The following is an 18,869-nucleotide window of genomic DNA, read 5'->3' as shown; positions in this document are numbered from 1 at the left end:
GGTGCCCCACCCCGAAACCGGCATCAAACTGTGCCATAGTGGTGATGTTGAAAGCACCAAACCGGAGGAGGCATCCATGAACGAAGTTACAATGATTGGCGTAGACTTGGCAAAGTCAGTTTTCCAAGCGCATGGCGCGACAGCGACGGGTGAGCCCGTGTTCCGTAAGAAATTATCTCGAGGGCAGTTCTTAAAGTTCCTCAGCGAACAGCCGCCCTGTGTGGTGGCGATGGAGGCGTGTGCCTCATCGCATTACTGGGGACGTGAGATCATGAAGCTCGGCCATGACGTCCGCTTGATCCCGCCGATCTATGTGAAGCCATTCGTCAAGCGTCAGAAGAATGACGCGAACGATGCCGAGGCCATTGCAGAAGCGGCTGTCCGGCCAACGATGCGGTTTGTGCCGGTCAAATCGGCTGAACAACAATCCCGTTCTATGGTTTTTAAGACGCGAGATTTGTTCGTTCGGCAACGTAATGCGATCATTAACGCGTTGCGCGGTCATTTGATGGAATACGGCATTATCGCTCCACCCGGCCGAAATTTTGTGAAGAAATTAGCCGAACAGATTGAAAACCCAGATAGTGACCTGCCTTCAATTGTCATGGAACTTAGCCGTGTGCATCTGGAGCAGCTCAGTGTCATCACGGACAAGGTTGTCGCGATAGAGCGACGTCTAAAAGAGGAGTCGAAATCTGATCCCGAAACGATCCGTTTGCAGACTGCACCGGGCATTGGCCCAGTCAGCGCCATGGCAATCAAAGCGTTCTCACCCCCACTGGAGGGCTTCAAGCGAGGACGTGATTATGCCGCATGGCTTGGGTTGGTCCCTGTCCAGAAATCCACCGGCGGCAGGCAAATATTAGGCAAGACATCGAAGATGGGGCAACGCGATATCCGGCGATTGTTGATCATTGGCGCCATGTCCCGGGTCAGATGGGCGATCAAGAATGGCCCGCCGAAAGGCTCATGGCTGGAGCAGATGTTGGAGCGCAAGCCGCGCATGTTGGTGGCGATTGCGCTCGCCAACAAAACAGCGCGCACCATCTGGGCAATGATGACGAAGCATGAAGATTATCGAGATCCGATCGCGGCAGTGTAAACTGCAGCACTCGGTATGATGTGAGAAGGACATTGAGACAGTAAGGACAAATGATCGATTAGATCGAGGTTAGGAAAACCAGGCCTTCCCAGAGAGCTTCGCGCTCGTGGCATTGATTTGGACCCGACCTTCGCATCGCCATACCGGCCCGCGGCATGTGAAAAGTCGCAAACTGAGGCCTGACACATGACCGTACCCGATCACATGTTCGAACCGTTGAAAAAATCTCTTGCATCAAACGGGGCATCCACACATGGGAGGGAGATTTGATCCTCGGTCTTAAAAGCTCTGCGATCGGCACATTGGTTGAACGCAAAACCCGCTTTACGCTGCTGCTTCATTTGCCACCTATGCCCGGCCATGGAACGGGCCTGCGCCTCAAGAACGGCCCAGCTCTTGCCGGGCACGGCGCTGAAGCCGTGCGCGACGCCATCGCCAAATCCATTCAGGATCTGCCCGAACACTTGCGTAAATCACTCACGTGGGACCAAGGTGCTGAAATGGCTCAGCACGAAACGCTGACGTCTGAAACCGGGATCGACGTCTACTTTTGCGAACCTCAAAGCCCCTGGCAACGCGGTTCTAACGAAAACACCAACGGCCTGCTGCGCCAATACTTTCCCAAAGGAACGGATCTAAGTGCGCATGGTGAGGACGAGTTGAACGCCGTGGCACACACACTCAACAGCAGACCCCGCAAAACGCTTGGCTGGAGAACGCCTGCAGAGGCATTGGACGACGTCCTGCGGTAAGATATAAACCAACCGTTGCGACGACCAGTTGAATCCGCCCAATACTGCTCTCACGACTATCAGAAGATCCTGCGTCAGCATGGATTCAAAGTGTCCATGAGCGGTAAAGGAAATTGCTACGACAATGCAGCGGTCGAGACGTTCTTCAAAACCATCAAAGCTGAGCTGATCTGGAGACACCCTTGGGAAACGCGACGGAAGGCTGAGATGGCGATCTTCGAATACATCAACGGCTTCTACAATCCTCGCCGACGCCACTCGGCACTCGGCTGGAAAAGCCCGGTCGCTTTTGAACGAAAGGTGGCATAAACGAGCACTTGGGGCGGCACTAAAGCGTGACAGGTCCAGCCCTAAACGCTGTCTTTCACGCGCTCCCATGTATTCATCAGGTGTTGCGCCATTATTTCACCAAGGGCGGCACCGTCGCGGCGGAGCAGTGCGGCGGCCATTTTCTCGTGCTCGTCGACGGCGGCGGCCCAGTATTCCGGCTTCCGGTTGCCCATGAAGCGGATGCGCTTTAGCCGCGCCTGAATGTTGCGCTGCATTTCCTGCAACGTCTCGTTCCCCGACAGCTTGCACAGCTGTGAGTGGAAGTCCTGGTTCAGCTTGTAATATGAAAGCCGTTCGCGCGTTTCGTAGAGGGCCAGCATCTTCTCGTGCAGCGCCAACAAGGCCGTGACGTCCTCATCCTTGGCCCGGTCACAGGCCAGTTGTCCGGCAAGTTTCTCCAAATGCGCGAGCACTTCAAGCATCGAGAACACGTCATGGCGGGTCAGCTTGCGGACCAGCACGCCACGGGACGGACGGATAATCACCAGCCCTTCGGCCGCCAAGGTCCGCAGTGCCTCGCGGAAGGGCGTGCGCGACACCTCGAGCTGCTCGATCAAGCGCGTCTCGTCGATCCGGCTGCCGGGCTCAAGATAACCTTCGATGATCATGTCACGAATGCGGTTCGCAACCTGATCGTGAAGGGTCTGCTTTTGGATCGCGACAGGCCCGCCCGTCGTCACGTCAAGATTGTCCATGCCTAGGCTCCCGGATTCGTCGTCTCGACACCTATATAACCTCTTGCCTCCCGCGGCGAGACTGTGCAATGTATTTTGTATACATGATGAGGAAATACATGAATCACCAACAGCGAGTAGCTTTTGCCATTGGCGATGCGGGGGGAATTAGCCCGGAACTTAGCGCCCGCGTGATTGCGGATGCTAAGGCCAATCAGGGCGATATGATTGTCATTGGCGATGCCCGCGTGCTCGCCATGGGGGCACAGCACGCAGGGGTCGAGATTGACCTGCCCACGATCACGCCGGAACAAGCCGCGCAAGGATTGCCGGACGGCACGGTTCTGGTGGATATGGCCAATTGCGATCCCGAAACGCTGACGCTGGGTGAGTCCTGCCGAGAAACCGGTGCGGCCGCGCTTGAGAACTTTGCGGCGGCTCTGCGGATTGCCAATGCTGGCCTCGCGGGGTCTGCATTCTTTACGCCGTTCAATAAACATGGGATGCGGCTCGCCAAATCCGACTACGTTGACGAGATCGGCTTTATCAACGCCACGATCAACGCCACGCGCAGCGGACGCGAGTTCAATGTGCTTGATGAGGTCTGGAATGCGCGTGTCACTTCGCACATTCCGCTGCGCGACGTCGCCGATGCCCTCAGCACCGATCGGGTCTTTGATGCGCTTTGCCTGACCATCGAAACGATGGAGAACGCAGGGTTCGAGCGGCCTCGCATTGGCGTCGCTGCGCTCAATCCCCATGCGGGCGACGGGCGCAACTTTGGCACCGAAGATGACGACGTGCTGCTGCCTGCGATCCAAAAGGCGCAGGCCCGTCAGATGGCTGTGACCGGCCCGGTGCCCTCAGACACAGTCTTTGTACGCGCGTTGAAGGGAGAGTTCGACGCGGTCATGACGATGTATCATGATCAGGGCCAGATCGCGATGAAACTGATCGGGTTTGACCGCGGAGTGACCTTGATCGCGGGCTATCCGTTTCCGATTGTCACCCCGGCCCACGGCACCGCTTATGACATTGCGGGCAAGGGCGTGGCCGACACGGGGGCGACGTTCAATGCCGTCGCGCTTGGCCGCAAATTGGCCGCCCGCGCCGAGCGCAAAACCGCGCTGGCAGATGTGACGCCAGACGCATGGGTGGAATTGTTCCGCGGGTCGGCAACGCAGGAGGCCACGACAGAGAGTTAAGTACAGGCTGAAAGCCTGACCGACGGCACTGCCGTCACCAACCAAAGGGAGGAAGACCATTGAAACTTGATAGCATTATTTTCGGCGCAGCCACGCTGGCCATGACTGCGGGCGCCGCCGTCGCCCAAGAAGAAATCATTTTCGGCATCAGCGCGGCCACCGGCTCGCTGCAACAGCAAAGCGCGGCGGAATTCACCCGCGTGGCCAACGAAAAGCTGGGCGATACGGCTGTTGTAAAGCTGTTCGACAGCTCGCAACTGGGCAAAGACAAGGATATGCTCCAGAAGATCAAGCTGGGCACCATGCATTTGACCCTGCCCTCGTCGATCATGCCCGAGATCGCGGCTGAATACGCAATCTTTGACCTGCCGTTCCTCGTGGCTGACCGGGATCACCTTGCCCGCATCGACGAAACGTTTTTCAAAGGCGTGCTTGTGCCCGCCGCCGAAGAGCAAGGCTATCGCCCGCTCGCGGTTTGGGAAAATGGCTTTCGCCAGATCACCAACAATGAACGGCCGATCAACACGCCTGCCGACCTCAAAGGCCTGAAGATCCGCACGCCCAACTCGTCATGGCGGGTTGCGATGTTTAGCGAATATGGCGCGAACCCCACGCCGATGTCGTTCTCTGAGGTCTTCGTTGCCCTGCAAACCGGCGTGATCGACGGGCAGGAAAACCCGCTGACCAACATCGCCGGCGGCAAGCTGAACGAAGTGCAGACGTACCTGTCGATGTCGGGTCACGTCTACTCGCCCGCCTATCCGACGGTTGGCGTGGCGGCGTTTGAAAAGCTCGATCCAGCGATCCAGCAGGTTCTGACGGAAACCGCGCAGGAAATTGCGCTTTGGGCGCGCGATCAAGGGGCCCAGCAAGATGGGGTGCTGCTCAAACAGCTTGAGGACGGCGGCATGCAGGTCAACGTGGCCGACCGCGCCGCTTTCGTCGCAGCCTCGGCACCGCTGTACGAAAAGTTCGCCGAAGAGGTCGAAGGCGGCCAGGCGATGATTGATCAGGTCATGTCTCTCGCTGACGGCGACTCCTGATCTTACCCGAATGAAAGGGGCGCATCATTGGTTTGATGCGTCCTTTTTCCTTCCCTACCCTTATTTTAAACGGACAGTGCAATGCTCGACCGCGTCATTCATTGGCTCGATATCATTCTGCAAGTCTTCACCGTCTCGCTGATTGTTATCCTTGCCGCCATCGTGCTTCTGGCCGTTGGTTTTCGTTACTCGGGCAACTCGCTCATTTGGTATGATGAGGTCGCGGTGCTGCTGCTGGCCTGGACCACCTTTAGCGGTGCGGCCCTCGCTGTTTTGCGAGACGCGCATCTTGGCTTTACCGGGTTGATGTTTGGCCTGCCTCTCGCCGGGCGCATGGCGCTGTTTTGGCTGGTCGAGGTGATCTTTTTCGCCATTTTCGCCATCGTTTTGTGGGCTGGTTGGACCATTCTGGGCATCTTTGGCAACGAAACCATGACCACTCTGCGCTTTGTGCCGCGCACCGTTGTGCAGGGCATCTTGCCGGTCAGTGCTGCGTTCATCTTGCTAGGCCGCGCCCTGACATTGCCACGACGCAAAGCCGACGTGCACTCGGGCATCGACCCCGAAACCCGAGAAATTGAGCATGAGATTGCCCGCGCCGAGGCCGAACTGGCCCGCACACGCGCCGGAACGGAGACCAACCAATGACCGAAGCCTTGATCCTTCTGTCGATGTTCCTGATGATCGGCATCGGTGTGCCCATTGCCGTTGCTATCTTAGGCAGCGCACTTATCGGGGTGTATATCCTCAACGGCCACTTGGGCTTTTTGAACGCCGCGCTTTCGCTTTATGACGGGGCGACCAGCTTTCCGCTGATCGCGATCCCGCTGTTCATCCTGGCCGGGGCGCTGATGAACACCGGCGGCATCTCGACCCGCCTTATCGGCTTTGTCTCGGCGTTGATCGGCTTTGTCCGCGGCGGATTGGCCATGGTCAACGTCGGCGTCTCGCTGTTTTTCGCGGAGATCTCTGGGTCGGCGGTCGCTGATGTTGCGGCCACCGGCTCGGTGTTGATTCCGGCGATGAAGAAAAAGGGCTATTCGCCGCGCTTTGCCGCCGCGCTGACCTCATCAACCGCATCGCTGGCGATCATCATTCCACCCTCGATCCCGATGATCCTGTACGGCGCATTGTCAGACACCTCGATCGTCAAGCTTTTCGTCGCTGGCATTGTGCCCGGCCTGTTGGGCGCAGCACTGCTCATGGCGCTCTGCTACTATTTCGCCGTGCGCTATGACCTGCCGCGCGAAGAAGGCTTTAGCCTGTGCCGGTTGTGGCACGCGACGAAAGAGGCGGTCTGGGCGTTGATTTTGCCCGTCATCATCCTTGGCGGCATCTTTGGCGGCATCGTGACCGCAACCGAGGGCGCAGGACTTGCCGTATTAGCCGCCTTGCTGATCGGCGGGTTTATCTACCGCGAGCTGAACGCGACCAAGCTTTACCACGCGCTTGTGGATGGTGTGAACCAGACAGCCGTCGTGATGCTGCTTGTCGCCTCCTCTGCGGTGCTCGGCCTCTATCTGACCGAAACCGAACTGCCGCAGCGGTTGGCGCAGGGCATCACCGGGATCACCACCAACCCGCTGGCGGTGCTGATGATCATCAACGTCTTTCTGCTGTTTGTCGGCATGGTCCTGCATGGCGCGGCGGCGATCATTCTGACGGTGCCGATCTTCATGCCACTGGTGCACCAACTGGGCATCGACCCGATCCAGTTTGGCATCCTTCTGACGCTCAACATCGCCTTGGGCCAGCAAACACCGCCGGTCGCGAGCGTGCTTGTCACCGCCTGTTCGATTGCCAAGACGGATGTCTGGAGCACAACCCGCACCAACCTGCCGTTCATCGGCGTCTTGGTTCTGGTGTTGCTGCTGGTCACTTATGTGCCTGCCGTGTCGCTATCGCTGGTGAATGTGTTCTATGGGCCGTGACCCGGTGCGTGCAGCCAAACCCACCATCGGCGTGATCGGCGCGGGCATGATGGGCGGCGGCATGGCGGCCTGTCTGCTGCGCGCGGGGCACCACGTGCGGGTCTTGCCGCACCGCAACCGCAGCATCATCGACCGGCTGGTTGCCGATGGTGCCGAGGAATGCACCTCTGCCGCCGCGCTTGCCGGAGCGGTTGACGTGGTACTTACCTGCCTGCCCGACGGCCCGGCGGTGGAGGCTTGTGCGGCCCAGATCCTGCCCGCCCTGACGCCCGACACGCTGTGGATCGATACAACCACCTCGGACCCGGAGGTCACACGGCGCATTTCGCAGAAGGCCGCCCAGCGCGGTGCCATCTTCGCCGACGCGCCGGTGACAGGCGGCCCGGCGCAGGCCGAGGCGGGTGAACTGGCCTCGCTTGTGGGCTGTGTAGAGCCTGCGTTCGACCGGGTGAATGCGGTTGTTTCGGTGTATTCCAGCGCTGTGCGCAGGTTTGGCGACGTCGGCACCGGCCACACTGCCAAGCTGCTGAACAACCTCGTCACCCAAGGCACGATGGCGCTGCTGGCCGAGGCGTTCGGGGCGGCAAACCGGCTCGGTGTCGACTGGCAATCGCTTTACGATGTCATGTGCGTCGGCGCGGCCCGGTCCGGGACGCTGGAAAAGGCCGTTGGCCCCGCGCTGGCGGGTGATTTCGATGGCAGTCGCTTTACCATCCGCAACGCCGAAAAGGACATTCGGTATGCCGCCGCGACGCTAGGCGACGAGGCCGAACTGGCGCAGGCGATCCATCGCATCTTGCTGCGCCACGTCGACAACAGCCGCGGCGATGAATTTGTCAGCCGCATGTTGCAACCGCTGGCCAATCCATAACACCGACGCGGGGTCCACATCCGGGTCGTCTCGCGACACCACGGCAGTCTTTTGCCGCGCGACTTTGGTTCTCTTGATCCAGGCGATGCAGGGCGGGCGATGCCCAAGGTGAGCCGATATGACGGAAGGGCATTGTGGGCCGCCCGCCAAAGAGGCTGGCGAACGGGCGCAGGGCGGGGTAGCGTCGGACACAAATAAAAGCGGTGATGATTGATGGCGACAGCGGAAGCAGCTGGGTTGGCCCCGGTTCTGGCATTTGCCCTTGTGGGCGCTCTGGGTGTCGGCAGCCAATGGCTGGCTTGGCGATTGCGCATGCCGTCGATCGTGCTGATGCTGCTGGCCGGGCTGATCTTTGGCCCGGTTCTGGGCGTCCTCGACCCTGCGGCGCAGTTCGGAGATATGCTGGGGCCGATCATCGCCATCGCGGTGGCGATCATCCTGTTCGAAGGCGGGATGACCCTGAACTTCCACACCCTGCGCGACGCCGCGACGGGTGTCAGACGGCTTGTGGCGCTCGGTGCGCCGCTCGGCTGGCTCGCCTCGGCCCTGACACTGCACTATGTGGCCGGGCTGAGCTGGGCCACCTCGGCGGTCTTTGGCGGCATCATGATCGTCACCGGCCCGACCGTCATCGCGCCATTGCTGCGGCAAGCCAAGTTGCAAAAACGCCCCGCCGCCCTGCTGCAATGGGAGGCCATCGTGAACGATCCGGTGGGCGCACTGGCCGCGGTTCTGGCCTTTGAAGTGGTCATCGTGCTCGAAACCGCCACCTCTGCCAGCGCCGCCGTGCAGGATCTGACCATCGGCATCGGGATCGCCACGCTGCTTGGCATTGCGGGTGGCTGGGGTATCGCGCGTGCCTTCCGTCAGGCCTATGTGCCTGAATACATGAAGGTTCCGGTTCTGTTTGTCGTGCTTCTCGGCATCTTTGCCCTGTCCGACTATGTGCTGCATGAATCCGGATTGCTGGCGGTGACGATCATGGGCATCTGGGTCGCGAACGCCCGCCTGCCCTCCTATACCGAGCTGCGGCGTTTCAAGGAGCACGCGACCGTTCTGCTGGTCTCGGGCGTGTTCATCCTTTTGGCGGCCAACATGAGCTGGGCCTCGCTGCGATCGCTGGACATGACTGCGCTGCTGTTTGTGCTGGCAGTGATCCTGATCGCCCGGCCGCTGCCTGTGCTGGCGGCGCTCTCGTTTTCAGACGTGCCCTGGCGCGAGCGCTTGCTGGTGGCCTTTACCGGGCCGCGCGGCGTTGTGTTGGTGGCGGTTGCGGGCCTGTTTGGCGAGCGGCTGGTCGAGATCGGGATCGCCGATGCCGCCCGCATTGCCCCGCTGGCCTTTGCGCTTGTCGCGGCGACCGTTGTTCTGCACGGCTTTACCCTGACGCCGATGGCCCGGCTGCTTGGGCTGACCGCGTCGGCCAGTCCGGGGGTGATGATTTTGGGCGGGTCGCGCTGGTCTGTGGCCTTGGCTCTGGCGCTCAAAAAGATGGACCTGCAAGTGATCATCGCTGATCCCAACCATGCCCATCTGCGCAGCGCGCGCGAGGCCGGAGTGGACACGTTCTTTGGCGATATCCTGTCGAAAGCCGCCGAGGAACGGCTTGACCTTGTGGCCTATGAAACGCTGGTCTGCGCCACCGACAACGATGCCTATAACACGTTGGTCGCAACCGATCTGGCGCCGGAATTTGGCCGCGAGAACGTGTTTCAGGTGAAACGTGTCCGCGAGGCCAGTTCGCGCCACGCTCTGCCCGCAACGCTGGGCGGGCAACCGATTGGCGGCGGCAAGACCTATTTCGAAGCCAACGCCCTGATCGCCGAGGGCTGGGAATTTCGGGTCACCGGCTTGTCCGAGGAGTTCACGTTTGAACAATGGCGCGAAAAGAACCCCGAAGGCTTTCCGGTTGCGGAACTCGACAAGAGCGGCAAGCTGCGCGTCCTTGGCCCGGAGTCCGACCCGAAAAACACCACCGATGTTGAGCTTCTGTCGCTGATGCCCGCCAAAGCTAAGCGGAGTGAAAGCTGATCCAAGCGCCTGACAGGCCGGGCCTATCGGGCGGATGTCGCGTAGCGGGCTGTGGTAAACCCGAGGGCCAATACGCAAGTCAGGGCCGCCCAAAATGCGTGCAGATTGCACTTACAGGCAGCAGACTCATTGTCAGGCGCATTCGGGTTTGCTCTAGTAGACACCGGACCCTGTTTGGCGTGCCTTTTCGTGACGCCAGCTATCCGTTACAAGACGCGGCTTTGGACGGCTCAGCCAGTTCGTATCAGCCGAATGACATCTGCCCAAAAAAGTTGCTGACTAGTATCCTACTTTCGTGTAGCAATGCGATGTTGGTCGTAAAATGGGAGGCGACTGTTCTATTTGGCTTGGCGTTTGCCCTTTTGCCGATGCGCATCCGCGGCTTTGACCGCGACGCAGGCACCTTGGGGACACCGCCGCCAGTCAAACGGACTGTGTTCGAAGAAGACCGCTTACCTCAAGACACTGACACAAGAATTGGGCGTTGCCGGCCAGGAGGAATTCCGAGCCGCCCATACGCATAACAAACTGGGAGAACTTCATGATTCGTAATCTTGTCACAGCCGCGCTTGGCACTGCAACTTTCGCTGTGGGTGCGATGGCATTTGCGGGCTCCGCACTGGCGGAATACCCCGAACGTCCGATCACATGGATCGTGCCGTGGGGCGCCGGTGGCGGCACCGACGCGACAAGCCGTATGCTGGCCGGTCTGATGGAAGAGGAGCTTGGCGTTCCTGTGTCCGTGGTCAACCGTGACGGCGGTTCGGGCGTTGTGGGCCACTCGGCCATCGCAAATGCCGAAGCTGACGGCTACACCATCGGCACCGCGACCGTGGAAATCGCAATGATGCACCACGCCGGTCTGACCGAGCTTGATTACTCTGCCTACACCCCGATCGGGCTGTTCAACGCAGATCCGGCGGCGTTCCACGTCAGCGCCGATTCGGAGTACAATACGATTTCCGAGTTCCTCGACGCTGCCAAAGCTGCGCCGGGCGAGATGAAATCCTCGGGCACCGGCCAAGGTGGCATCTGGCATCTGGCGATGGCGGGTCTCGTGGTGGAAGCGGGCCTTGATGCCAATGCTGTGCCGTGGGTGCCCTCGAAAGGCTCCGCTGCTGGCCTCCAGGATCTGGTCTCGGGCGGTGTTGACATCGTGTCGTGCTCCTACCCCGAAGCGGCTTCGTTGATTTCTGCGGGCAAGGTCAAAGCTCTGGCCGTGATGGCCGACGAAACGCTGCCGGGTCTTGACGATCTTCCGACTGTCAAATCCGAAACCGGCATTGATCTGAAAGTCGCGACATGGCGCGGCGTTGCTGGCCCGGCGGGCATGCCCGACGACGCCGTGACCAAGCTTTCGGCAGCGCTGGAATCCGCATGGAACTCGGAAGAGTTCACCTCGTTCATGGCCGACCGTGGCTTTGGCAAGGTCTGGATGGATGGCCCCGCATATGGTGCCTTTATGGCCGAAGCGGATGCCGCGAACGGCAAGGTTATGAAAGCGGCAGGTCTCGCGAAGTAACCCAGCGGCGCACTGGTTTATTGACCGGTGCGCCACCCCATCGCACAGTCCGAAAGACGCCCTGATTGCCAAGCGGCGATGGCCCGGACTGTGTCCGATACGCCCGCATATTTGGGGCCGGCCCCCGGATATCGATTGGAAAAGACATGAAAATTAGTGACCGACTGATTGGCTGCTTTCTCTTGCTGTTTGCGGGCGGAATATTGCTTCAGGCCCGCGCCTTCCCTGTGATCCCCGGACAATCCATTGGCTCTGGCCTTTTGCCAACCATCGTGGCCCTCGGCATCGGGGTCTGCGCGATCATCCTGATTGCCAAGGATGTCCTGAACGCCGAGCGCATGAAGCTGATTGCGCCGGGCGACTGGATCACCGACCCGCGCAGGATTATCCGCGTCGGGATCGTGTTGCTTGGAACGGCCAGCTTCCTTCCCCTTCTTGATGTGATCGGGTTTCCGGTGCTCAGCATCTCGCTGCTGCTGGCCTTCCTGATCTCGCTCCGGGTGAGCCTGCTGACGGCGGTTTTGCTGTCGGTGATCGCCTCGCTGGCGATCCACTCGCTGTTCAGCAAAGTATTTCTCGTCCCCCTGCCTTGGGGCATCCTTCAATCTATTGCCTGGTAAACTGGCCTGACAGGCTGGCAAGGAGAACCTCATGGGTACGTTTGGTGAAGCTGTCTTAATGGTCCTGGACCCCACGGTGCTGGGCGTGATCCTGGCCTCGTCGGTGTTTGGGCTGTTTGTCGGGGCGATCCCCGGCTTGTCGGCCACGATGGCCACGGCGCTTTTGGTGCCGCTGACCTTTTTCATGGACCCGCTGCCGGCCATTGCCGCCATCGTGAGCGCGGTGACCATGGCGATCTTTGCCGGGGACATTCCCGGCGCAATGTTGCGCATTCCGGGCACGCCGGCCTCGGCGGCCTATGTGGATGACTCCTATCAATACACTCTGCGCGGCGAGGCCGAAAAGGCGCTTGGCATCGGGCTGGTCTGTTCGGTCTTTGGCGGCATGGTCGGGGCGATCATTCTGGCCACCTCTGCGCCATTCCTCGCGGAATTTGCGTTTCAGTTCAGCACGGTCGAGTATTTCTGGCTTGCCTGTCTGGGTCTTAGCTGCTCGGTGATCATTTCGCGCGGCTCGGCGGTCAAGGGCATGATTGCGCTGCTGATCGGCCTGTTTATCGCCACCATCGGCATTGACGTCACCGGCGGCTTCCCGCGCTTCACCTATGGCTCGGTCGAGCTTATGGCCGGGGTGAGCTTTATTCCCGCGATGATCGGCATGTTTGCGATGACCGAGATCCTGCGCTTTGCGATGGCCAAACGGCACGACAAAGATGCGATCCCGAAGTCGAATTCCACCGTCTTTGGCGGTCAAGCCAAGATGATGCGCGACAACAAAGGCAACCTTGTGCGCGGCAGTCTGATTGGCACGGTTGTTGGCATTTTGCCGGGGGCCGGGTCGGATATCGCTGCTTGGGTCGCCTATGCCGTGGCCAAAAAGTTTTCCCGCACGCCCGAGAAATTCGGCACCGGCCACCCCGAAGGCCTTGCCGCTGCCGGGGCCTCGAACAACGCCGCGCTTGGGGGTGTTTGGATCCCGGCGCTGGTGTTTGGCATCCCCGGCGACTCGGTGACAGCCATCGCCATCGGCGTGCTGTTCATGAAGGGGATCACCCCCGGCCCGATGGTGTTTGTCATGCAGGCCGAACTGACCTCCGCGATTTTCCTGACCTTCTTTGTCGCCAACTTCCTGCTGCTGTTCCTTGGCTACTTCGCCATTCGCGGCTCGCGGTACGTGGTGCAAACCCCGGCGCGGCTGTTGATGCCGGTGATCCTGTTGTTCTGCATCGTCGGCTCGTTCGCCATCACAAACAGCGTCTTTGGCATCGCCATCATGGTGGTGCTTGGCATCATCGGTTTCCTGATGGAGGAGAACGGCTTTCCAATCGCGCCCACCATCCTTGGCATCGTGATTGGCCCGATGCTTGAGGATAACTTCATGGCGACGGTGATCAAATCTGACGGCGGCATCATCGGCTTCTTTGATCGCCCGGTCGGCGGCACCCTTGGGGTGGTCACGATCCTGATCTGGACCATTCCGTTGATCGGGATGCTCGTGGCCCGGATGCGCCAGCGCCCCGCTGCCAACGCCTAGACCCGCACACAGGGGGCCGCCTAGACGGGCTGGCCCCCTACTGTTGTCTGCAATAAAATTGGAAATGACATGCTGACATTCAACCGAATGGACCTGTCCGAGGCCCGCGCCCTGATCACCGCCGCCAAAGCCAAGGCCGAGGCCATTGGCGTGCCGATGTGCATTGCCGTGACCGACGAAAGCTGCAACCTGATCGCGTTTGAGCGGATGGACGGCTCAAAAGTGCCCAGCATCACCATCGCCATCGACAAAAGCTTTACCGCGGCGGGCACGCGCAACCCGACCAAAGGGTTGGGCGACGCCAGCCAACCCGGCAAACCGGCCTACGGCGTGGCCTCTACGATTGGCGGGCGCATGGTGGTCATTGCCGGCGGGCTTCCTGTGTCGCTCGGCGGCGCGGTTGTTGGCGGCATCGGCGTCAGCGGCGGTTCGCCGGATCAGGATCTCTCGGTGGCAGAAGCCGCCCTTACCGCCTTGGCCGAGACGGTCTGAAGGCCGACCCAAACGAGGAGGATTGCCGCATTCGGTGGTCCTCCTGCTGACGTGCCATTGTTCGACCGCCGATGTTAAGGCATCTTGCGCAGGGTCTGCCCTTGGGAACCGAACCGATGTCACGCAAGACCCTCAATCAAAAGAACCTCGAAGCCTTGGGGCCAGAGCGGCTTGCGGCGCTGGTGATGGAGCTTGTGCAAGGCAGCGCGCCGTTGAAAACCCGCGCGCGTATGGAGCTGTCGGCGGCGCAGGGGCCAACCGAGGTGGCCGCCGATTTGCGCAAGCGCTTCGCCACGATCCGCCGCTCGCGCAGCTATATCGGTTGGCGCAAACAAAGGACGCTGGTGAAAGAGCTCACCGGCCTGCTTGCCACGATTGAGACCGCCATCGCCCCGCATGACGCCGATCTGGCCTTTGAGGTCACGTGGAGCTTTCTGGAGCTTGCCTCCCCGATCCACGGCCGCACGGATGACAGCAACGGCACCATCGGCACGGTGTTCCGCGCCGCCATGGCGCTGATCGAGAGCCTCGCGCCCCGGCTGGTCCAGAACACAGAAACCCTTGCGGAACGGATGCTTGAAGCAATTGCACAGGCCGGGTACGGCGAGTTCGACAATATCATTCCGGCATTGGCCGAGACGCTGGGGCCAGAGGGGCTTGCCCACCTCAAAACGCTCACCCAAGCTTGGGAGCAGAGTCCGCCGACCGAGGCCGAACTCGCCGACGTCGACTATTATGGCCGTGGCTCCAAGGAAGACCGGGTTCGGCGGATGAGGGAGCTGACCGCCTCGGTGATCCTCGCCGATGTGGCCGACGCACAGGGCGACGTCGATGCCTATATGGCGCGGTATTCACCCGAGCAGTTGACCTATGGAACCATCGCGCCCGGCGTGGCGCAGCGATTGCTTGAGGCTGGCCGGACCGAAGACGCGGCCCGCATCATCGCCGAGGCCCGCGCCGCCAGCCCCGACCGCGATTACCCCGAACTTGAGGACGCGCAGGCCGACTGTCTCAAGCAGATGGGCGATACCGAGGCGCTGAAAGACCACCTGCGCGACCGGTTCGCGCGCGACCTACATGCCGACAGCCTGCGCCAATTGCTCAAGCTGCTGCCGGATTTCGATGATGATGAGGCCGAAGAGGCGGCCCTGAGACTGGCCGAAGACCACCCCGACCTGACCGACGCGCTGGAGTTCCTGATCGATTGGCCCGCCGTTGAGCGCGCTGCGCAGGCGGTGCTGGCCCGCGCCGATGAGATTGACGGCGACGCCTGGTACGCCCTGCCCCGTATTGCCGATGCGCTTGATCCCCACCACCCGCTGGCCGCATCGGTGCTGCGCCGGGCGATCATTCGCCACGCGCTGGATTACGGCAAATCCAAACGCTACCGCCATGCCGCGCGCCACTTTGCCGAGTGTCAGGCGAGCGCCCCGTTCATCGCCGACTATGGCGATTTCCCAACACATGAGGCCTATGCCGAGGCGCTGCGGCGCGATCATGCGCGCAAGCCTTCGTTCTGGCAGAAGCTGGGGTAAGGACGCACCACCTCGCCCAAAACACTTGCTTTCTTTCAGTGATTTCAGGACGGTCGAGGCAATGGAAAAAACTCTTGTGATTCTAGTCGTTGGCCTAAGCCCGGACCTGATCGGGCCCCACACGCCGCATCTGGCCAAACTGGCGGATCGAGGCGGGTTGCGCCCGCTCAACACCGTCACCCCCGCCGTCACCTGCACCGTGCAATCGACGCTTGTCACTGGCCTGCCGCCCTCGGGGCATGGCGCGGTGGCCAATGGCTGGTATTTCAAGGATCTCGCTGAGGTGCTGCTGTGGCGCCAGCCTAACCAGTTGGTGAGCGGCGAAAAGATCTGGGATGCGGGCAAACTGCGCGATCCGGCGTTCACCTGTGCCAAGATGTTCTGGTGGTACAACATGTATTCCACCGCCGATTGGTCGGCCACGCCGCGCCCGATGTACCCCGCCGATGGCCGCAAGATCCCCGATCACTATGCCTTTCCGCCCGATCTGCACGATGAACTTGATGCCAAGCTGGGGCAGTTTCCGCTGTTCAAATTCTGGGGGCCGCTGGCCGATATCACCTCGTCCGACTGGATCGCCAAGGCGACGCTGCACGTGATGGAGACCCGTGATCCGACGCTGACGCTGACCTATCTGCCGCATCTGGATTACAACCTGCAGCGCCTTGGTCCCGACCTCGATCATCCCCGCCTGCAACAGGATCTGCGCGAGATTGATGTGTTGTGTGGCGAGCTGATCGACTATGCCGAGGCAACGGATCGGCGGGTGGTGATCGTGTCGGAATACGGCATCACACCCGCGACCGATGCAATCCACATCAATCGGGCGATGCGCGACGCCGGGCTTTTGGCGGTGCGCCCCGAGGAACATGGACGCGAAATTCTGGATGCCGGGGCGTCGCAGGCCTTTGCCGTCGCCGACCATCAGATCGCGCATATCTACGTCAAAGACCCTGCGCGCATTGCCGAGGTTCAGGCGCTTGTCGCCGGGCTCGACGGGGTGGAAAGCGTCTGGGACGAGGCCGGGAAACAGGCCAACGGGCTGGCGCATCCCCGCTCGGGCGAGCTTGTCGCTGTCAGTCAGGCGGACCGGTGGTTTAGCTATTATTACTGGCTCGACGAAGACAAAGCCCCCGATTTCGCCCGCACCGTCGATATTCACCGCAAGCCCGGTTACGATCCGGTTGAACTGTTCGTTGACCCCGCCCTGCCGATGGCGAAACTGCAAATGGGGTTGAAACTGGCGCGGCGAAAACTGGGCCAGCGGCAATTGCTCGACGTGATTTCGCCCTCGGATACCAAGCTGGTCAAAGGCACGCATGGGCGGATCACCGATGACCCGGCGCATGGGCCGCTGGTGATTTCATCGCGTCCAGAGCTGTTGCCCGAGGGGCCGGTCGAGGCGGTTGCGTTCAAGAAACTGGTGCTCGATCACATCTTTTCCTGACGCCAGAGCCGACCGCCCGGCCTGTTTCAGCTTGCTCACGTGACGCAGGTCACTCCCGCAATGCGGGAATTCAGGCTACAATTGCACGCAAGTTGACAGGTATGGTGCAGGGTGCCAGCCTGTCAGGCGTATACGCGCGTTACGATTCTTGGTGGTTGTTATTCAACCAAACCGGCAGTGCGCCTCACGCCGAATATTCCAGGCGCGGCCTGCTGAAACGCGGTCAACACATAATAATAAAATCAGATTTCAGGGAAGGAACCACACCATGACTTATAAACCCTTGGCCCCCCTCGCGGCGGCGCTCGCGCTTTTGGCGGCTCCGGTTGCGGCGCAGATGGCGATCCCCACGGATGTGCAAGACAGCTGTAGCGTTGCGCCTGCGGATTTCTCGGGCTGGTTCCAGGATGGCGCGCCCTCGGCTGATGGCGTGGTCAAGGCCGCCAACAGCGTGACCTTCCCCACCACCAACACCGTCTGCGATTTCTACACCTGGGGCGCGCAGATGTTCCTCTGGCTGACCTCCCCGGCCGAGATGGGCCGCGTGCTCGACAGCCCGGCGATTTTCAACGTCTTGCCCGTCGATGCCAACGGCGACCGGTATTTTCAGGAGAACGACACCGGCGCGGCGCTGAACTTTGCGCTGCGGGCGGAAAAACAGGATGACATTGGCGAAGTCGGACAGGCGGGCAGCAGCGGCGTGCTGGTGTCGCAAGCCGGCGGGCTGGTGTATTACGGCGTGCATGTGAATGACGTTTATGGCTATTTCCTCACCGGGCAAAAGGACGGCGCGCTGGCGCAAACCGAATTCCCGCGCAACCAGCAGGATCTGAGCGATATCCAGACCTATATGGCCAAAACTTTTCCGAACGAGACGCTGGTCGCGCCTGATACGCTGGTGATGGAGCTTAAAAGCTCTTGGGTTGAGGCCGACACTGTGGCCGACGTCAGCCAGTTCGTAACGATCGAGGCCACCGTTCCGACCTATACCGCCAATGCCGACAACTCCACCTGGACCCAAGGCCCGCCGAAATCCACGACACTGGCGCTGGCCGGGCTGCATATCGTTGGCACGGTGCAAAACCACCCGGAATTTGTCTGGATCACCTACGAGCACATCACCAATGCGCCCGACGGCAACTATTATTACATGAACACCGCCGGTGATGTGGTGGAACAGGCGTTTTCGTCGGATGGCGAGTTTCTGTTCATGGCGAGAAACGCGCCAGAGCCGCAGAATATCGAATGCGCCAAGGCCTCGAAAAGCGACATCGTTGCCACCACCCTTGGCAGCGGGGCAACCGCCTGCGACGGCGGGATTGTGGCCTCGAACACCTATCGGCAATACCCGTGGGGCAGCGCCAAGGATGACAAGAGCACGGCAACCGTGACCAACAACACCTCGCTTCTGTCGGTCAATGCCTCGATCCGCTCACAGCTGAGCGCGGGCGACGTGCGCGCCAACTATATCCAGACCGGCGGCATCTGGACCAGCGCGGCCAGCGCCACCGCCGATGCGCCGATTCCCAGCGCCTCGGGGTATACCAACGGTGATCTGCGTGGCTCGCTGTTTGCCTTCAACGGCACGATGGAAACCTATACCCAAGGCACCCATTGCTTTAGCTGCCACGCGGTGACGCCAACCTCGCCCAACAGCTTTCAGCCGTTCGAGCTCAGCCATATCTATTCTCAGATCAAACAGCTGACGGTGCCGAAGCAATAAACAGGACAGGGCAGCGGCGGGGGAACCCTGCCGTTTCGCCCTAAAAATAACCCCCGC

General features: G+C 60.7%; 15 protein-coding genes and 2 pseudogenes. 16 read left to right on the top strand and 1 reads right to left on the bottom strand.

The annotated features are described in order from the left end of the window. The first annotated feature begins 76 nt into the window (after window positions 1-76). The 3 genes and pseudogenes from ACW9UO_RS13060 to ACW9UO_RS13050 form a co-directional block, all read left to right on the top strand. Window positions 77-1,102, top strand: a complete 1,026-nt coding sequence (locus ACW9UO_RS13060; RefSeq protein WP_457086235.1) for an IS110 family RNA-guided transposase — start codon at window positions 77-79, stop codon at window positions 1,100-1,102. Window positions 1,103-1,356: 254 nt separating this feature from the next. Then, window positions 1,357-1,854: pseudogene (locus tag ACW9UO_RS13055) on the top strand (IS30 family transposase); the annotation flags it as partial. A 36-nt stretch (window positions 1,855-1,890) separates the two neighbouring features. Then, window positions 1,891-2,163, top strand: a pseudogene (locus ACW9UO_RS13050) (integrase core domain-containing protein); the annotation flags it as partial. A 41-nt stretch (window positions 2,164-2,204) separates the two neighbouring features. Here ACW9UO_RS13050 and ACW9UO_RS13045 read toward each other — a convergent pair. Further along, window positions 2,205-2,879, bottom strand: coding sequence for a GntR family transcriptional regulator (locus tag ACW9UO_RS13045; RefSeq protein WP_457086234.1), 675 nt, complete (start codon window positions 2,877-2,879; stop codon window positions 2,205-2,207). A gap of 98 nt (window positions 2,880-2,977) precedes the next feature. On the opposite strand from ACW9UO_RS13045, the gene ACW9UO_RS13040 reads away from it, so the two are divergent. From ACW9UO_RS13040 to ACW9UO_RS12980, 13 genes are all read left to right on the top strand, one after another. After that, the gene (locus ACW9UO_RS13040; RefSeq protein WP_457086233.1) at window positions 2,978-4,063 is read left to right on the top strand and encodes a 4-hydroxythreonine-4-phosphate dehydrogenase PdxA; all 1,086 of its coding nucleotides are present in this window, start codon (window positions 2,978-2,980) and stop codon (window positions 4,061-4,063) included. Between the two features lie 101 nt (window positions 4,064-4,164). Continuing rightward, window positions 4,165-5,106: a TRAP transporter substrate-binding protein gene (locus ACW9UO_RS13035; protein ID WP_457086232.1), complete on the top strand. Its 942-nt coding sequence runs from the start codon at window positions 4,165-4,167 to the stop codon at window positions 5,104-5,106. 81 nt (window positions 5,107-5,187) lie between these two features. Then, window positions 5,188-5,754: a TRAP transporter small permease gene (locus ACW9UO_RS13030; RefSeq protein ID WP_457086231.1), complete on the top strand. Its 567-nt coding sequence runs from the start codon at window positions 5,188-5,190 to the stop codon at window positions 5,752-5,754. Further along, on the top strand, window positions 5,751-7,037 hold the full coding sequence (locus ACW9UO_RS13025) for a TRAP transporter large permease (RefSeq protein WP_457086230.1): 1,287 nt from the start codon (window positions 5,751-5,753) through the stop codon (window positions 7,035-7,037). Before ACW9UO_RS13030 ends, ACW9UO_RS13025 begins: the two co-directional genes overlap by 4 nt. Beyond that, window positions 7,027-7,908 (top strand): NAD(P)-dependent oxidoreductase, encoded by an 882-nt coding sequence (locus ACW9UO_RS13020; protein ID WP_457086229.1) that lies wholly within the window; start codon window positions 7,027-7,029, stop codon window positions 7,906-7,908. The genes ACW9UO_RS13025 and ACW9UO_RS13020 overlap by 11 nt, the downstream gene beginning before the upstream one ends. 213 nt (window positions 7,909-8,121) lie before the next feature. Further along, complete coding sequence (locus tag ACW9UO_RS13015; RefSeq protein WP_457086228.1) at window positions 8,122-9,939, top strand: cation:proton antiporter; 1,818 nt, start codon at window positions 8,122-8,124, stop codon at window positions 9,937-9,939. A gap of 541 nt (window positions 9,940-10,480) precedes the next feature. Next, on the top strand, window positions 10,481-11,461 hold the full coding sequence (locus ACW9UO_RS13010; RefSeq protein ID WP_457086227.1) for a Bug family tripartite tricarboxylate transporter substrate binding protein: 981 nt from the start codon (window positions 10,481-10,483) through the stop codon (window positions 11,459-11,461). A 146-nt stretch (window positions 11,462-11,607) separates the two neighbouring features. Further along, window positions 11,608-12,081, top strand: coding sequence for a tripartite tricarboxylate transporter TctB family protein (locus ACW9UO_RS13005; protein WP_457086226.1), 474 nt, complete (start codon window positions 11,608-11,610; stop codon window positions 12,079-12,081). Window positions 12,082-12,139: 58 nt separating this feature from the next. Next, window positions 12,140-13,615 carry a tripartite tricarboxylate transporter permease gene (locus ACW9UO_RS13000; protein WP_457086225.1) on the top strand — a complete coding sequence of 492 codons (1,476 nt, stop codon included), beginning with the start codon at window positions 12,140-12,142 and terminating at the stop codon, window positions 13,613-13,615. Window positions 13,616-13,684: 69 nt separating this feature from the next. Beyond that, the gene (locus ACW9UO_RS12995) at window positions 13,685-14,107 is read left to right on the top strand and encodes a GlcG/HbpS family heme-binding protein (RefSeq protein WP_457086224.1); all 423 of its coding nucleotides are present in this window, start codon (window positions 13,685-13,687) and stop codon (window positions 14,105-14,107) included. Window positions 14,108-14,223: 116 nt separating this feature from the next. Continuing rightward, complete coding sequence (locus ACW9UO_RS12990) at window positions 14,224-15,642, top strand: DUF6880 family protein (protein ID WP_457086223.1); 1,419 nt, start codon at window positions 14,224-14,226, stop codon at window positions 15,640-15,642. A gap of 61 nt (window positions 15,643-15,703) precedes the next feature. Continuing rightward, the gene (locus ACW9UO_RS12985; RefSeq protein WP_457086222.1) at window positions 15,704-17,089 is read left to right on the top strand and encodes an alkaline phosphatase family protein; all 1,386 of its coding nucleotides are present in this window, start codon (window positions 15,704-15,706) and stop codon (window positions 17,087-17,089) included. A 268-nt stretch (window positions 17,090-17,357) separates the two neighbouring features. Further along, a complete protein-coding gene (locus ACW9UO_RS12980) occupies window positions 17,358-18,812 on the top strand; it encodes a hypothetical protein (protein ID WP_457086221.1) in 1,455 nt (484 codons plus the stop codon). Window positions 18,813-18,869 lie beyond the last annotated feature (57 nt).

Source organism: Marinovum sedimenti (assembly GCF_054052205.1).
Note: the sequence above shows the minus strand (reverse complement) of the source record. Positions and strands in the feature narration are given on the sequence as shown.

Coding starts and splice junctions, on each gene's coding strand:
- ACW9UO_RS12985 (WP_457086222.1), top strand. CDS start 15,704: ATGGAAAAAACTCTTGTGATTCTAGTCGTTGGCCTAAGCCCGGACCTG.
- ACW9UO_RS13040 (WP_457086233.1), top strand. CDS start 2,978: ATGAATCACCAACAGCGAGTAGCTTTTGCCATTGGCGATGCGGGGGGA.
- ACW9UO_RS13030 (WP_457086231.1), top strand. CDS start 5,188: ATGCTCGACCGCGTCATTCATTGGCTCGATATCATTCTGCAAGTCTTC.
- ACW9UO_RS13000 (WP_457086225.1), top strand. CDS start 12,140: ATGGTCCTGGACCCCACGGTGCTGGGCGTGATCCTGGCCTCGTCGGTG.
- ACW9UO_RS12980 (WP_457086221.1), top strand. CDS start 17,358: ATGACTTATAAACCCTTGGCCCCCCTCGCGGCGGCGCTCGCGCTTTTG.
- ACW9UO_RS13015 (WP_457086228.1), top strand. CDS start 8,122: ATGGCGACAGCGGAAGCAGCTGGGTTGGCCCCGGTTCTGGCATTTGCC.
- ACW9UO_RS13010 (WP_457086227.1), top strand. CDS start 10,481: ATGATTCGTAATCTTGTCACAGCCGCGCTTGGCACTGCAACTTTCGCT.
- ACW9UO_RS12990 (WP_457086223.1), top strand. CDS start 14,224: ATGTCACGCAAGACCCTCAATCAAAAGAACCTCGAAGCCTTGGGGCCA.
- ACW9UO_RS12995 (WP_457086224.1), top strand. CDS start 13,685: ATGCTGACATTCAACCGAATGGACCTGTCCGAGGCCCGCGCCCTGATC.
- ACW9UO_RS13060 (WP_457086235.1), top strand. CDS start 77: ATGAACGAAGTTACAATGATTGGCGTAGACTTGGCAAAGTCAGTTTTC.
- ACW9UO_RS13045 (WP_457086234.1), bottom strand. CDS start 2,879: ATGGACAATCTTGACGTGACGACGGGCGGGCCTGTCGCGATCCAAAAG.
- ACW9UO_RS13005 (WP_457086226.1), top strand. CDS start 11,608: ATGAAAATTAGTGACCGACTGATTGGCTGCTTTCTCTTGCTGTTTGCG.
- ACW9UO_RS13020 (WP_457086229.1), top strand. CDS start 7,027: ATGGGCCGTGACCCGGTGCGTGCAGCCAAACCCACCATCGGCGTGATC.
- ACW9UO_RS13025 (WP_457086230.1), top strand. CDS start 5,751: ATGACCGAAGCCTTGATCCTTCTGTCGATGTTCCTGATGATCGGCATC.
- ACW9UO_RS13035 (WP_457086232.1), top strand. CDS start 4,165: ATGACTGCGGGCGCCGCCGTCGCCCAAGAAGAAATCATTTTCGGCATC.